General features: G+C 71.7%; 15 protein-coding genes. 10 read left to right on the top strand and 5 right to left on the bottom strand.

Annotated features, from left to right (window positions below; all coding sequences use genetic code 11):
- Positions 1-51: 51 nt before the first annotated feature.
- The 4 genes from ABZ656_RS05485 to ABZ656_RS05470 are packed head-to-tail and all read left to right on the top strand — an operon-like array spanning position 52 to position 3,498.
- On the top strand, positions 52-978 hold the full coding sequence (locus tag ABZ656_RS05485) for an ABC transporter ATP-binding protein (RefSeq protein ID WP_180362051.1): 927 nt from the start codon (positions 52-54) through the stop codon (positions 976-978).
- Entirely contained in the window at positions 975-1,715 is a 741-nt protein-coding gene (locus ABZ656_RS05480) for an ABC transporter permease (protein ID WP_101400493.1), read from the top strand. Before ABZ656_RS05485 ends, ABZ656_RS05480 begins: the two co-directional genes overlap by 4 nt.
- The gene (locus ABZ656_RS05475; protein WP_360264798.1) at positions 1,712-2,887 is read left to right on the top strand and encodes a histidine kinase; all 1,176 of its coding nucleotides are present in this window, start codon (positions 1,712-1,714) and stop codon (positions 2,885-2,887) included. Before ABZ656_RS05480 ends, ABZ656_RS05475 begins: the two co-directional genes overlap by 4 nt.
- Complete coding sequence (locus ABZ656_RS05470; RefSeq protein WP_168510936.1) at positions 2,884-3,498, top strand: response regulator transcription factor; 615 nt, start codon at positions 2,884-2,886, stop codon at positions 3,496-3,498. Before ABZ656_RS05475 ends, ABZ656_RS05470 begins: the two co-directional genes overlap by 4 nt.
- A gap of 109 nt (positions 3,499-3,607) precedes the next feature.
- Here the strand turns inward: ABZ656_RS05470 and ABZ656_RS05465 are convergent, their stop codons facing one another.
- Entirely contained in the window at positions 3,608-4,459 is an 852-nt protein-coding gene (locus tag ABZ656_RS05465) for a transglutaminase-like domain-containing protein (protein WP_212726984.1), read from the bottom strand.
- Positions 4,460-4,476: 17 nt separating this feature from the next.
- On the bottom strand, positions 4,477-5,517 hold the full coding sequence (locus ABZ656_RS05460; protein ID WP_360264794.1) for a GNAT family N-acetyltransferase: 1,041 nt from the start codon (positions 5,515-5,517) through the stop codon (positions 4,477-4,479).
- Between the two features lie 140 nt (positions 5,518-5,657).
- Here ABZ656_RS05460 and fdxA point away from each other — a divergent pair, with 140 nt between their 5' ends.
- Both fdxA and ABZ656_RS05450 read left to right on the top strand, forming a co-directional pair.
- Positions 5,658-5,978: a ferredoxin gene (gene fdxA / locus ABZ656_RS05455; protein WP_018089397.1), complete on the top strand. Its 321-nt coding sequence runs from the start codon at positions 5,658-5,660 to the stop codon at positions 5,976-5,978.
- A 153-nt stretch (positions 5,979-6,131) separates the two neighbouring features.
- Complete coding sequence (locus ABZ656_RS05450) at positions 6,132-7,226, top strand: bifunctional succinyldiaminopimelate transaminase/glutamate-prephenate aminotransferase (RefSeq protein WP_101400497.1); 1,095 nt, start codon at positions 6,132-6,134, stop codon at positions 7,224-7,226.
- A gap of 183 nt (positions 7,227-7,409) precedes the next feature.
- Here the strand turns inward: ABZ656_RS05450 and ABZ656_RS05445 are convergent, their stop codons facing one another.
- Together ABZ656_RS05445 and ABZ656_RS05440 are read right to left on the bottom strand one after the other, a co-directional pair.
- Positions 7,410-7,853 carry an ATP-binding protein gene (locus ABZ656_RS05445; protein WP_101400498.1) on the bottom strand — a complete coding sequence of 148 codons (444 nt, stop codon included), beginning with the start codon at positions 7,851-7,853 and terminating at the stop codon, positions 7,410-7,412.
- Positions 7,854-8,203: 350 nt separating this feature from the next.
- Complete coding sequence (locus ABZ656_RS05440; RefSeq protein WP_360264791.1) at positions 8,204-9,187, bottom strand: heavy metal transporter; 984 nt, start codon at positions 9,185-9,187, stop codon at positions 8,204-8,206.
- 97 nt (positions 9,188-9,284) lie between these two features.
- Between ABZ656_RS05440 and dapE the strand changes: the two genes are divergently transcribed.
- Both dapE and ABZ656_RS05430 read left to right on the top strand, forming a co-directional pair.
- Positions 9,285-10,364 carry a succinyl-diaminopimelate desuccinylase gene (dapE, locus tag ABZ656_RS05435; RefSeq protein WP_101400500.1) on the top strand — a complete coding sequence of 360 codons (1,080 nt, stop codon included), beginning with the start codon at positions 9,285-9,287 and terminating at the stop codon, positions 10,362-10,364.
- Positions 10,365-10,472: 108 nt separating this feature from the next.
- The gene (locus ABZ656_RS05430; protein ID WP_101400501.1) at positions 10,473-11,231 is read left to right on the top strand and encodes a TIGR00730 family Rossman fold protein; all 759 of its coding nucleotides are present in this window, start codon (positions 10,473-10,475) and stop codon (positions 11,229-11,231) included.
- 135 nt (positions 11,232-11,366) lie between these two features.
- Here the strand turns inward: ABZ656_RS05430 and folP are convergent, their stop codons facing one another.
- Positions 11,367-12,227 (bottom strand): dihydropteroate synthase, encoded by an 861-nt coding sequence (folP, locus tag ABZ656_RS05425; RefSeq protein ID WP_101400502.1) that lies wholly within the window; start codon positions 12,225-12,227, stop codon positions 11,367-11,369.
- Positions 12,228-12,419: 192 nt separating this feature from the next.
- Here folP and ABZ656_RS05420 point away from each other — a divergent pair, with 192 nt between their 5' ends.
- Positions 12,420-12,770: a DivIVA domain-containing protein gene (locus ABZ656_RS05420; RefSeq protein ID WP_101400503.1), complete on the top strand. Its 351-nt coding sequence runs from the start codon at positions 12,420-12,422 to the stop codon at positions 12,768-12,770.
- The gene (locus ABZ656_RS05415; protein WP_360264786.1) at positions 12,767-13,348 is read left to right on the top strand and encodes a DNA-3-methyladenine glycosylase I; all 582 of its coding nucleotides are present in this window, start codon (positions 12,767-12,769) and stop codon (positions 13,346-13,348) included. The genes ABZ656_RS05420 and ABZ656_RS05415 overlap by 4 nt, the downstream gene beginning before the upstream one ends.
- Positions 13,349-13,475 lie beyond the last annotated feature (127 nt).

The raw sequence follows: 13,475 nt of genomic DNA, 5'->3' as shown, positions 1-13,475 counted from the left end.
AGGACCGCCGACACTGCCGGGCACCGGGCCCGCGCGGCCACGATGGTCCCCATGACGACAACAGCGGCGCCCGCCACCACCCCGGTGGTCGGGTTCGATCAGGTGAGCAAGAGCTACGGGAACGTACGGGCAGTCGACGGGCTGACGCTCGACCTGCACCCGGGCGAGACCGTCGCCCTGCTGGGTCCCAACGGCGCGGGCAAGTCGACCACGCTGGACCTGCTCCTCGGCCTCAAGCACCCCGACACCGGCGCGGTCCGGGTGTTCGGCACCGGCCCCCGCGAGGCGATCGTCGGCGGCCGGGTGGGCGCCATGCTGCAGAGCGGCGGCCTGATGGACGAGGTCACCGTCGGCGAGCTGGTGAAGCTGGCCTGCGATCTGCACCCGAAGCCGTACAGGGTCAGTGAGGTGCTGGCCCGCGCGGGCATCTCGCAGATAGCCGACCGCAAGGTCAACAAGCTCTCCGGCGGCCAGGAACAGCGCGTCCGCTTCGCGCTCGCCACCGCCGGCGCCAACGACCTCATCGTCCTCGACGAGCCCACCACCGGCATGGACGTCTCCGCCCGCCAGGCCTTCTGGGCCACCATGCGCGAGCAGGCCGACCAGGGCAGGACCGTCCTGTTCGCCACGCACTACCTGGAGGAGGCCGACGCCATCGCGGACCGCGTCCTCGTACTGCACCGGGGCCGCCTGCTGGCCGACGGCACCGCCGCCGAGATCAAGGCGAAGGCCGGCGCCCGCCGTATCGCCTTCGACCTGGAAGGCCCCATCGACGAGGCTCCGCTGCGCGCCCTGCCCTTCCTGACCTCGATCGACGTCTCCGGGCACACCGTCCGCATCCAGTCCTCCGACGCCGACGCGACCGTACACGCGCTGTACGGGCTCGGCCTCTACCCCCGCAATCTCGAAGTCGCCGGGCTCGGGCTCGAGCAGGCCTTCGTCGCCATCACGGCCGCCGAGGAGGCGAAGTCGCAGTGAACAGCCTCATCAAGCTCGAGATCACCCGCGCCCTGCGCAACAAGAAGTTCCTGTTCTTCTCGGTGGTCTACCCCTCGGCCCTGTTCCTGCTGATCGCGGGCAGCGCGGACAGCACCACCAAGGTGGACGGCACCGGGCTGACCCTGCCGACCTTCTTCATGGTCTCCATGGCCTCCTTCGGCGCCCTGACCGCGGTCCTGATGGGCAACAGCGAGCGCATCGCGAAGGAGCGCGAGAGCGGCTGGGTACGGCAGCTCAGGCTCACCACCCTGCCGGGCCGCGGCTATGTCCTGGCGAAGACCGCCAGCGCCGCCGTGATCAGCCTGCCGTCGATCGTGGTCGTCTTCGCGGTCGCCGCCGCCGTGAAACACGTACGGCTGGACGCCTGGCAGTGGCTCGCGCTCACCGGCGCGATCTGGGCCGGCAGCCTCGTCTTCGCCGCGCTCGGCGTGGCCATCGGCTATCTCGCGAGCGGCGACGCGGTCCGCCCGATCACGATGATCCTGTACTTCGGGCTCTCGGTGCTCGGCGGCCTGTGGATGCCCACGACCACCTTCCCCGACTGGCTCCAGAAGATCGCGTCCTGGCTGCCCACGCACGCGTACGCTGCCCTCGGGCGATCCATCGAACTGGGCGACGCCCCGCACGCGAAGGACCTCGCCATCCTCGCTGTCTCCTTCCTCCTCTTCGCGGGCGGCGCGGCATGGCTGTACCGGAAGGACACGCTGAAGGCGTGAGCAGCGTCGGCATCGGGCAACACCCGCAGAATCGCAGGCAGAAGATGGTCAAGGCCGTCTGGACCGGCATCTGGCTCGTCTATCTGAGCGCGCCCGTCAGCGACCTGGTGCACGGCGGGCACAGCACCGGTGTCGTCGTACTCGGCTGGTTCGGCCTGGTGGCCTTCGTCGGGTGGTACGGGGCGCTGGTCTTCCGCACCGGCCGCGGCGAGACGACCCCCTTCGTGTTCGTCTCGCTCGTGGTCCTCGCGGCCGAGGCCGCCCTGCTCTCCTTCACCCTGGGGCGGGAGTGGCTCGTCCTGTTCGTGTACGTCTCGATCGCGTCCGGCGCGGTGCTTCCCCTGCGGATGGCGCGCTGGGCCATCCCGGCCGTCTCCGCCGTGCTGACGGGGATCGCCCTGACCGTGTCGGGCGGCAAGGCGTATCTGGCGGGGCTGCTCATCCCGGCGTTCCTCGGCGGGTTCGCCATGACCGGCGTCCGCGAACTGATCCGCACGACGATCGCGCTGCGCGAGGCCCGCGCGACGGTCGCCCAACTGGCCGCGAACGAGGAGCGCCTGCGCCTGGCCCGCGATCTGCACGACCTGCTGGGCCACTCGCTCTCCCTGATCACCCTCAAGAGCGAGCTGGCCGGCCGGATGCTCCCCGACCACCCCGAGAAGGCGGCCCAGCAGGTCGCCGACATCGAACAGGTCAGCCGGCAGGCCCTCGTCGACGTGCGCGAGGCGGTCACCGGGTACCGGCGGCCCCGGCTGTCCGGCGAACTCGCGGGCGCACAGGTCGCGTTGACGGCGGCGGGCGTCACCGCGGACCTGCCCGCCGAGCCGGACCTCACCGATGTCGCCGAGGAGAGCGAGTCCGCGCTCGCCTGGGCGCTGCGGGAAGCGGTCACCAATGTCGTACGGCACAGCGGGGCCCGGCGCTGCACCCTGGAGCTCGTCCGCCGCCAGACACTGGACGGCCCGGTGCTCGAACTGAGCGTGGAGGACGACGGTTCGGGCGGCTCGGGCCATGGTCCGGGCAACGGTCTGACGGGGCTGACCGAGCGGCTGGAGAAGGCGGGCGGAGCCCTGGAGGCGGGCCGGGTGCGGCACGGCTTCCGGCTGGTCGCACGGGTACCGGCGCAGGCCCCCTTCGAGGCCGCCGATCACCCCGTAGGATCCGGTGCATGAGCCGCACGATCAAGGTCCTGCTCGCCGAGGACCAGTCGATGGTCCGCGAGGCGCTGGCCGCGTTGCTGGGCCTCGAGCCCGACATCGAGGTGGTCGCCCAGGTGGCGCGCGGCGACGAGGTGCTGGCCGCGGCCCGCGCCCACGACGTGGACGTGGCGCTCCTCGACATCGAGATGCCGGGCAAGACGGGCATCGAGGCGGCGGCCGAGGTCCACAAGGAACTCCCCGGCATCAAACTGCTCATCCTCACGACCTTCGGCCGCCCCGGCTATCTGCGCAGCGCCATGGAGTCCGGCGCCGACGCCTTCCTCGTCAAGGACGCCCCGGCCGCCCAACTCGCCGCGGCGGTCCGCAAGGTGCTCGCCGGCGAACGGGTCATCGACCCCACCCTCGCGGCCGCCGCCCTCGCCGAGGGTGCCAACCCCCTGACCGACCGCGAGCGCGAGATCCTCCGCGCGGCGGCCGACGGCTCCACCAACGCCGAACTGGCCACCGCCCTCCACCTCTCCCAGGGCACGGTCCGCAACTACCTCTCGACAGCGATCCAGAAGCTGGCGGCACGCAATCGCGCGGAGGCGGTCCGGATAGCACGAGAGAAGGGCTGGTTGTAATCACCGTCGAGGCAGGCGCCCCTGAAAGGGGCGCGGGGAACTGCGCGACCAGCCGAATCGGACCCGCAGTCGCCATCTGTCTCCAAAGCCCCACGGCGCAAAGGCGAACTCAGTTCAACATCGCCCGAGCCGCCCGAGCCTGCCCCCGAACCTTCTCCGCCGAAGGCGGATCCACCGCGGCGACCACATCGGCGTAGGCATCCAACTCCGCAGCTCCACCCAGAAAATCCCCACGCTGCACAAGCAACTGAGCCCGCTCGTAGCGCAACCGCGCAGGGTGCGAAGGCAACAGCAGCGACAACTCCACCGCCCACAGGCCGACATCCGACCGCTCCGGCCGCGCCGCCGCCCACGCCCGGACGTTGTTCAGGATCCGCACGACCACGTCGAGCGGAGGGGCGGGGACGAGCATCGAGGGATCGAGAGGCGCCCCGGTGGCGCCCTGCACGAGCAGCTCGGCATCGGAGCCGCTCAGCACCCGCCCCCCGTCGAAGGGGTCGGCGAGCACCTGCTGCTCGGCAGGCCCGAAGCCCACCACGAAATGCCCGGGCAGGGCGACCCCGTACACCGGCGCGCCGGCCCGCCTGGCCACCTCCATCCACACCACGGAGAGCAGGATGGGCAGCCCGCGCCGCCGCCGCAGCACCGCGTGCAGGAGCGACGACTCCAGCCGTTGATAGTCCCCGGGCGAGCCCCGGAACCCGCAGCGCCCGCCGAGCAGCTCGGCGAGCGCGGTCGCCCAGGGCAGCGCCCCACCGGGCCGGAACGGCAGCTGTCCGGCGAGCCGGTCGAGTTCGATCTGCGCCGCGTCGGTCCCCGCCTCGTCCAGCGTGCCGTCCGCCGCCGCCCCGATCAGCAGACACAGCGCCGCCAGGTCGGGCCGCTCGGACCGCGCCTCCTCGGCGAACCTGCGCCGCACCTCGGCGGCCCGCTCCGGCTCCGGGGGATGGGGGGAAGGCATGGCGGTCTCGTACCCCTTCACGCCGGTCGACGGCGGTCGTCGGCGGACACCTCAGGCGCACGGTAGTGGTGGTACGTGTGATGCACCGCGAAGCCCATCCCGGCGTACAGCGCCCGCGCCCCGGCGTTGTCCGCCTCCACCTGGAGCCAGGCCGCCGAGGCGCCCTCGTCCAGGGCACGACGGGCGAGCGCGGCCATGACGGCGGTGGCGAGGCCCCGGCGGCGCTGGGCGGGGTCGACCTCGACGGCCGCGAAACCGGCCCACCGCCCGTCGACGACACACCGCCCGATCGCGGCCGGAGGCTCCCCCTCGGCGCCGGGCACCGTCGCGAACCACACCGAGGGCCCGCTGCCCAGGACGTGCAGCGCGACCTCGCTCAGCCCCTTGCGCTGGTAGCGGCCCAGCCATGCCTCGTCGGCCACGCGGGCGAGGACCACCCCGGAGGCCTCCGGGGCCTCGCGGTCGGCGAGCGGCGCGAGGGCGCCGATCCACAGCCCGGCGCTCACCTCACGCGCCCAGCCGCGCGCCTCCAGCTCCGCGCACAGCACCTCCTGGGTGCCCTCGGCCCCGGTGGCGGTCTGGACGTAGGCGGGCAGGTCACGGGCCGCGTACCAGTCGCGTACGTACGTCAGCGCCTCGTCGAGCGGCACGCCCGGGTCGCCGAGCGGCAGCACGGAGTTCGCGCGCCGGGTGAACCCGGAGGCCGCCCGCAGCTCCCAGTCGCCGAGCCGCTCGCTCTCCACCGGCCGCCAGGCCCGCGCGGCGACCCGCGCCAGCTCCTCGTACGAGGCCGCGGGGCCCCGCCGACGCGCCGGAGCGGCCGGTACGACTTTGCCCGCGACCAGCGAGGACTCCGGAATCCGGACGATCTCGCCGTCCCGTCGTGTGATCAGCAGCACACCCTTGTTCCATGATGTGAGAACACCGACCGTGTCAGTGAACTTCTCACCCCGGGCGGCACCTTCGATATCTACGATCATCCGCCGAACAGAGACACGTTTGCCCACGTCAGCAGCGGTGACTCGGACCTCGAGACGTCCGGCCGCAGAGATTTCCACAGGTCAGTTCACCCCTCCTGTATGGATCACGCCCCGGAACGGAGATACTAGGTGCGGGCATCGACGACGCCGCGCTCCCGCGCGCCAGGCGGCGGAGCCTATGGAGGCCCGCCAGCGCCCTATCGAGGAGGAACGACAGCGTGACCTACGTCATCGCGCAGCCTTGTGTCGACGTCAAGGACAAGGCGTGCATCGAGGAGTGCCCGGTCGACTGCATCTACGAGGGCTCCCGGTCCTTGTACATCCACCCGGACGAATGCGTCGACTGTGGAGCCTGTGAGCCGGTGTGCCCGGTCGAGGCGATCTTCTACGAGGACGACACTCCCGAAGAGTGGAAGGACTACTACAAGGCGAACGTCGAGTTCTTCGACGAGCTCGGCTCGCCCGGCGGCGCCAGCAAGCTCGGTCTGATCGAGCGCGACCACCCCTTCATCGCAGCGCTGCCGCCGCAGAACCAGTAAGCGGCCGTACTTACGCGCCGCCTCGGTCCCGTACGGTTCGATCCCTCGATCGCCGTACGGGGCCGAGGCGTTTGCCGTGGCAGCCCGTACCGGCCACAGGCGTGCAGGCCGTGTGTGTACGGGTCGTACGAACGAGAAAGTGAGCCCGATCCCGTGTCCGCAGTCTCCGACCGGCTTCCCGTCTTCCCCTGGGACAAGCTGGAGCCCTTCAAGGCGACGGCCGCCGCTCATCCGGGCGGCATCGTCGACCTGTCCGTCGGCACCCCGGTCGACCCGGTGCCCGAGCTGATCCAGAAAGCTCTGGTCGCGGCCGCGGACTCGCCGGGCTATCCCACGGTGTGGGGCACGCCCGAACTGCGGGACGCGCTCACGGGCTGGGTCGAGCGGAGGCTCGGCGCGCGGGACGTCACGCACCACCACGTGCTCCCGATCGTCGGCTCCAAGGAACTCGTCGCCTGGCTCCCCACCCAGCTGGGCCTGGGCCCCGGCGACAAGGTGGCGTACCCGCGCCTCGCGTACCCGACGTACGAGGTCGGCGCGCGCCTGGCCCGCGCGGACCACGTGGTCTACGACGACCCCACGGAGCTGGACCCGGCCGGCCTGAAGCTCCTGTGGCTGAACTCCCCGTCGAACCCGACGGGCAAGGTCCTCTCCGCCCAGGAACTCACGCGGATCGTCGCGTGGGCCCGCGAGCACGACATCCTCGTGTTCTCCGACGAGTGCTACCTCGAGCTGGGCTGGGAGGCCGATCCGGTCTCGGTCCTGCACCCGGACGTCTGCGGCGGCTCGTACGAGGGGATCGTCTCGGTCCACTCGCTCTCGAAGCGCTCGAACCTGGCCGGCTACCGCGCCGCGTTCCTCGCCGGTGACCCCGCTGTCCTCGGCGACCTCCTCCAGATCCGCAAGCACGGCGGCATGATGACGTCCGCGCCGACCCAGGCCGCGGTGGTCGCCGCCCTCGCGGACGACGTCCACGTCCGCGAACAGCGCGAGCGCTACGCGGCCCGCCGCACCGCCCTGCGCGAGGCGCTGCTGCGCCACGGTTTCCGCATCGAGCACAGCGAGGCGAGCCTGTACCTGTGGGCCACCCGCGGCGAGTCCTGCTGGGACACCGTCGCCCATCTGGCCGAACTGGGCATCCTCGTCGCCCCGGGCGACTTCTACGGCGAGGCGGGCGAGAACTTCGTCCGCGTGGCGCTGACGGCGACGGACGAGCGGGTGGCGGCGGCGGTAGAGCGCCTGGGCTGAGAAACCCCCTGGCGAGGAGCGCGCCCTTCAGGGGAGCGGGGCTCTGACATTTGCGGCTCCGCCGCATGGGCGTGCCCAGCCCCCACCGGCCCGCACACCAGGACCCGGCATGCGCGAAGGGGTCCAGGGAAACTCCCTGGACCCCTTCGCCGTACAGCTACAGCATGTGCACGGCCCCGGCGCCTAGCCGAGGGGCAGCCCCTTCAGCGGCAGCTGCCCCGTGGGCAGACCGCCCTTGGTCACCGCGTCCGTCGGAAGACCACCACCGGCGGTCTTCGCGGTGTCACCGAGCAGACCCCCGGCCTGCCCCGCGGCGTCTCCGGCCACCTTCTGCGCGGCCGGCGTCGCCGTCCTGGCGACACTGCCACCCGTCTTGCCCGCGGCCGGGACGGCCTTCTTGAGGGCGTTGCCGCCGGTCGTGCCCGCGAGCCCGGTGACGTTCCGCGTCGCACCGTCGACCGTGTTGCCGACGTGCGCGCCGTCCAGAGCGGTCAGTCCGCCGAGGTCGGGCGTGGCCGGGAGTTCGGCCGCTGCGCTGGCGGAGCCGGCCGCACCGACCACGGGCGCCGCTCCCGCTGCGATGAGCAGCGCGGCACGGGCGATCCGGCGGGTCAGGGGGAGGGACATGATGCTCCTTAGACGGAAGAGAACGGTGAAGTGTCCACCCGTGCCCGGGAGTTGACCGTTCGGCCGCCGACTGGCTGTCGGGCGGCCCGTTGATCGTTCCGGGCTCGGACGCAGTGACTACCGCTCGAGACCCGCGAAGGTTGCGGTGGCCCGACGTAAAGAGTTGGTAATGCGTCGCATTATCGGTTGTGGATAAAAACGGGCAAAGGGCATCCGGTCGGAAAGTCTGCCGAATCCTTACGGCTCTTTGTTTCCAAGGGGTCCGGCGGATTCTGGAGTGAGCACGCGAAAACCTGCTCGCAGCGGCGGCGCGCCACGCCGGGCATCCCCCGTACAGGTGAGGCCCCGCACTACTGCGCGGTGACGATGCGGACCTCGGCGGCGGACTGCGTCGTCGAACCGCCCTTGGCGTCCGCCGCGCGCCACTCGCCGTTCCTTTCCCCCGCCGTCCACTCCCGCCCCGCGTAGGAGACCCGTTGGATGTGCAGCGCCGAGGAGTTGGCCACCGCCCAGTGCGCCAGCTCCCAGCCGCGCTGGCGGACGGTGGAGCCGCCCGTGGGGTCCTTGCGCACGGGCACGGTCACGGTCCGGCCGGAGACGGTCGGCGAGGGGGTCGGCGTCGGAGAAGCCGCCGAGGAGGCGGAGGAGCCCGCGGTGCTCACATCGGCTCCCGCATCCTGCACCACCTCGCGCCCGAAGTCCCGTACGAGCGCGGCGCGCACCGAGTCCGGGCCGCCGACCGGGGTCGCCCCCGGGCGGCCCTCACAGGTCAGCGTGGCCGCCGCGCGGCCGGTCAGGGCCGCGGCCAGCAGCGTCGCGTCCGGCTCGTGCTTCGCGTACGCCTGCGGATAGCCGCTGCGCTGCACGCGCTGCGCGGCGACGGTGAGCGGCAGCCGCGTGTAGCCCGGCACCTTGGCCAGGTGTTCGTAGAACATGCCGGCCGCGTACGTCGGGTCCATGATCTGCTTCGTCGTCCCCCAGCCCTGCGAGGGGCGCTGCTGGAACAGACCGAGCGAGTCCCGGTCGCCGTGCTGGATGTTGCGCAGCCCCGACTCCTGGAGCGCGGTTGCGAGGGCGATGGCCACGGCGCGCTCCGGCAGTCCGCGGGTGGTGCCGACCGCCGAGATCGTCGCCGCGTTCACCGCCTGCTCCGGGGTGAACTCGTACGACGCGTGGTCGCTCTTGCCCGAGACGACTCTGCAGCGTGGCGCACCCGTCCCTCCTGTGAGGTACTGCACCGCGAGGTATCCCGCGAGCGCGAGCATAACTACGACGGCCGCCCCGAAACGGAAGAGGCGGCCGCGCCGGACAGGAGTGGGGGACGGCTCTGGCACGCGTACAAGGTACTGGAGGCGACTGTTGGCGGCGTGTGAGGTTGTGGACAACCCGTGCGCGGCAGAGCGCCGAGCAGGGGGCGCTAGGGTCGAGGGCATGGCCGACACCACCCTTGACCTCACGCTGGACGCCGCCGAGCTCACCGCGCGGCTCGTCGACTTCCCCTCGGAGAGCGGCAACGAGAAGCCGCTCGCGGACGCCGTCGAGGCCGCCCTGCGTGCCCTGCCGCATCTGACGGTCGACCGGTACGGCAACAACGTCGTGGCGCGTACGAACCTGGGGCGGGCCGAGCGTGTGATCCTCGCCGGCCACATCGACACGGTCCCCATCGCCGGCAACGTGCCCTCGCGCCTCGACGAGGACGGCGTCCTGTGGGGCTGCGGCACCTGTGACATGAAGTCCGGCGTCGCCGTACAGCTGCGCATCGCGGCCACGGTCCCCGCCCCCAACCGCGACCTCACCTTCGTGTTCTACGACAACGAAGAGGTCGCCGCCCACCTGAACGGCCTGAAGCACGTCGCCGAGGCCCACCCCGACTGGCTGGCGGGCGACTTCGCGATCCTCCTGGAGCCGACGGACGGCCAGGTGGAGGGCGGCTGCCAGGGCACGCTCAGGGTGTTCCTGAAGACCAAGGGGGAGCGAGCCCACTCCGCGCGCGCGTGGATGGGCTCCAACGCGATCCACGCGGCGGCCCCGATCCTCGCCAAGCTCGCCGCCTATGAGCCGCGCACGCCGGTCGTGGACGGCCTCCGGTTCCACGAAGGCCTCAACGCCGTCCGCATCGAGGGGGGCGTGGCCACCAACGTCATCCCCGACGCCTGCACCGTCGTCGTCAACTTCCGCTACGCGCCCGACCGCAGCGAGGCGGAGGCCGAGGCCTTCGTCCGTGACTTCTTCGCCGACTGCGACATCGACGAGTTCATCGTCGACGACCACACGGGCGGGGCCCGGCCCGGCCTGACGCACCCGGCCGCCGCGGCCTTCCTGGCGGCCGTCGGCGGCGAGGCCCGCCCCAAGTTCGGCTGGACGGACGTCGCCCGCTTCAGCGCGCTCGGAGTGCCCGCGGTGAACTACGGGCCCGGCGCGCCGCTCCTCGCCCACAAGGTGGACGAGCGGGTGCGGGCGTCGGAGATCCCGGAGGCGGAGGAGCGTCTGCGCGCCTGGCTGACGTCCTGAGGGCCGCCCGAACCTTTGCGGTGCACGGCGGACATGCGCATGTCCCCCCTCCGTAACCAGCCTGGATCTACGCTGGGGCTGAACCACCTGCAAGCGGAGGGAGCGCACATGGCTACTGGCAACCCCGAGGGCAAGAAGCAGCCACCGGAGGAGCAGCGGCTGGGGCCGGTACTGCGCAGGCGGGGCCAGGTGCAGTCGAGCACCACGGACCAGCGGCTGCTGGACGCGGGCGGCCCCTCCGACTGGGTGCACACCGACCCCTGGCGAGTCCTGCGCATCCAGTCGGAGTTCATCGAAGGCTTCGGCACGCTCGCCGAACTCCCGCCCGCGATCAGCGTCTTCGGTTCCGCCCGTACGCCGGTGGACTCGCCCGAGTACGAGGCGGGGGTGGCGCTCGGCCGAGGCCTGGTCGAAGCCGGCTTCGCCGTCATCACGGGCGGCGGGCCCGGCGCGATGGAAGCCGCCAACAAGGGCGCCTGCGAGGCCAAGGGCATCTCGGTCGGCCTGGGCATCGAGCTCCCCTTCGAACAGGGCCTCAACCCCTACGTCGACATCGGCCTCAACTTCCGGTACTTCTTCGTCCGCAAGATGATGTTCGTCAAGTACGCCCAGGGCTTCGTGGTTTTGCCCGGCGGCCTCGGCACCCTCGACGAACTCTTCGAGGCCCTCACCCTCGTCCAGACCCAGAAGGTCACCCGCTTCCCGATCGTCCTCTTCGGTACGGCGTACTGGGGCGGTCTCGTCGACTGGCTCAAGAACACCCTGATCGCCCAGGGCAAGGCCTCGGAAAAGGACCTCCTCCTGTTCCACCTCACGGACGAGGTGGAGGAAGCGGTGGCCTTGGTCTCCAAGGAGGCAGGCCGGTAGAGGAGCGGCCCCGCAAGGGGCGCGGGGAACTGCGCGACCAGCCCCCACCCGCCCGCAGCCGAAGAACGCACCCCGGGGGTCTGGAGCGGAGCCCCCAGGTCAGGGACGGGTAGGGGCGGCGCGGGCGAGGAAGGTCTACGCCAGGCCCCGGCGGGCCACCGTCGGAGGGCGGTGGCCCGCGATCGACGTCACCATGTCCAGGACCTGACGGGTCTCGGCGACCTCGTGGACGCGATACACCTGCGCTCCCAGCCACGCGGATACCGCCGTCGTGGCCAACGTACCCACCACCCGCTCCTTCACCGGCCTGTCGAGCGTCTCCCCGACGAAGTCCTTGTTGGAGAGGGAGACAAGCACGGGCCACCCCGTCTCCACCATCTCGCCCAGCCGCCGAGTCGCCTCCAGGCTGTGCCGGGTGTTCTTCCCGAAGTCGTGCCCGGGGTCGATCAGCACGGACTCCCGGGGTACGCCCAGGGCCACCGCCCGCTCGGCCAGCCCCAGGGTCACCCGCAGAATGTCGGCCATGACGTCGTCGTAGGCGATCCGATGCGGCCGCGTTCGAGGCTCGGCGCCCCCGGCATGGGTGCACACAAGCCCCACCCCGTACCGCGCGGCCACCTCCGCGAGCCGAGGATCCACGCCACCCCACGCGTCGTTGAGCAGATCGGCCCCCGCCTCGCAGACCGCCTCCCCGACCTCGTGCCGCCAGGTGTCGACGCTGATGATCACGTCCGGGAACCGCCGCCGCACCTCGGCGACGAAGCCGACCGTACGGCGCGCCTCCTCCTCGGCGGTCACCTCTTCCCCGGGCCCGGCCTTCACCCCGCCGATGTCGATGATGGCGGCGCCCTCGGCCACCGCCTGCTCCACGCGGGCGAGCGCGGGCTCGTCGCGGAAGGTGGCTCCCTGGTCGTAGAAGGAGTCCGGGGTCCGGTTCACGATGGCCATGATCACCGGCTCGTGCGGGTCGAATTCGTGCCTGCCCAGCCTGAGCATCCCCTGTGACCTCTCCTGGTAAGTCCCACTGCTTAGCCGCCTGCGACCTTAACTGTCAGACTCGCATGGCACGATCGGACCCTGACACTTTCGGCGCCGGACCGCTTCGGCACTCGTCAGACATTTTCAGTAGCTTCAGTACTTTCGCGCCGACGCCCAACGCGTCGGCACCAGAGCGTGGGGACCTCAGCGATGTTCATGTTCTTGTTCCTGGTCGTCGCGCTCGCCGTCGTGGTCGCCGCGGTGACACTGTCCGTGGTGGGCGGCGGCGAGAGCGCCCCCCTTCCCGACGCCGAGCCCGATCGGCTGGTGGACCCGCTGCCCCAGGACCGGCCGGTGAACCGCGCGGACGTGGAGTCCGTGCGCTTCCCGCTCGCCGCCCGCGGCTACCGCATGGCGGACGTGGACGACGCCCTCGGCCGGCTCGGCGCCGAGCTCGCCGAGCGGGACGCCAGGATCGCCGACCTGGAGGCCGCGCTGGCCGGCGCCCGCGCCACCGCGACCACCTCGCTGCGCAAGCCGGCCGAGGGGGAGCAGCAGTGAGCGATGCGCTCGCCGGGCCCGACGGCGCGCTGCGCTGCCCCTGGGCCCTGTCCACCGAGGACTACGTCTCGTACCACGACAAGGAGTGGGGCCGCCCGGTCCACGGCGACGACGCGCTGTACGAGCGACTCTGTCTGGAGGCCTTCCAGTCGGGCCTGTCCTGGATCACGATCCTGCGCCGCCGGCCGGGTTTCCGGGCCGCCTTCGCCGACTTCGAGATCGCCTCGGTGGCCGCGTTCACGGACGACGACAAGGAGCGCCTCCTCGGCGACCCGGGCATCATCCGCAACCGCGCCAAGATCGAGGCGACCGTCGCCAACGCGCGCGTGCTGGCCGACTGGACGCCGGGCGAGCTGGACGAGCTGATCTGGTCCTTCGCCCCGGACCCGGCCACCCGCCCGGCCCCGAAGCGGCTGGCCGACGTCCCGGCCGTCACCGACGAGTCGACGGCTCTCTCCAAGACCCTCAAGAAGCGCGGCATCCGCTTCGTGGGCCCGACCACGGCCTACGCGCTCATGCAGGCGTGCGGCCTGGTCAACGACCACTTGGAGGATTGCGCGGCCAGGAGCGCCCCCTAGGTCCTGTCGTCAAATTCCCGTCGTCCGCCCGTAGGGCGGGCCCTGCGGCGTCAGGTGCGTGCTCTCGGCGTGCCGGGCACAGGCCCTCGTACTGGACGTACTCGGGTCTGTGCCTGGTGCGGTGAGA

This window comes from Streptomyces sp. NPDC007095 (assembly GCF_040634475.1).
Taxonomy (GTDB): Bacteria; Actinomycetota; Actinomycetes; order Streptomycetales; family Streptomycetaceae; genus Streptomyces.
This window is presented reverse-complemented; position numbering and strand designations above follow the sequence as displayed.

Excerpts from the sequence above, each read along its gene's own strand:
- ABZ656_RS05485 (WP_180362051.1), top strand. The coding sequence starts at position 52 with ATGACGACAACAGCGGCGCCCGCCACCACCCCGGTGGTCGGGTTCGAT.
- ABZ656_RS05470 (WP_168510936.1), top strand. The coding sequence starts at position 2,884 with ATGAGCCGCACGATCAAGGTCCTGCTCGCCGAGGACCAGTCGATGGTC.
- ABZ656_RS05465 (WP_212726984.1), bottom strand. The coding sequence starts at position 4,459 with ATGCCTTCCCCCCATCCCCCGGAGCCGGAGCGGGCCGCCGAGGTGCGG.
- ABZ656_RS05445 (WP_101400498.1), bottom strand. The coding sequence starts at position 7,853 with ATGTCCCTCCCCCTGACCCGCCGGATCGCCCGTGCCGCGCTGCTCATC.
- dapE (WP_101400500.1), top strand. The coding sequence starts at position 9,285 with ATGGCCGACACCACCCTTGACCTCACGCTGGACGCCGCCGAGCTCACC.
- ABZ656_RS05430 (WP_101400501.1), top strand. The coding sequence starts at position 10,473 with ATGGCTACTGGCAACCCCGAGGGCAAGAAGCAGCCACCGGAGGAGCAG.
- folP (WP_101400502.1), bottom strand. The coding sequence starts at position 12,227 with ATGCTCAGGCTGGGCAGGCACGAATTCGACCCGCACGAGCCGGTGATC.
- ABZ656_RS05420 (WP_101400503.1), top strand. The coding sequence starts at position 12,420 with ATGTTCATGTTCTTGTTCCTGGTCGTCGCGCTCGCCGTCGTGGTCGCC.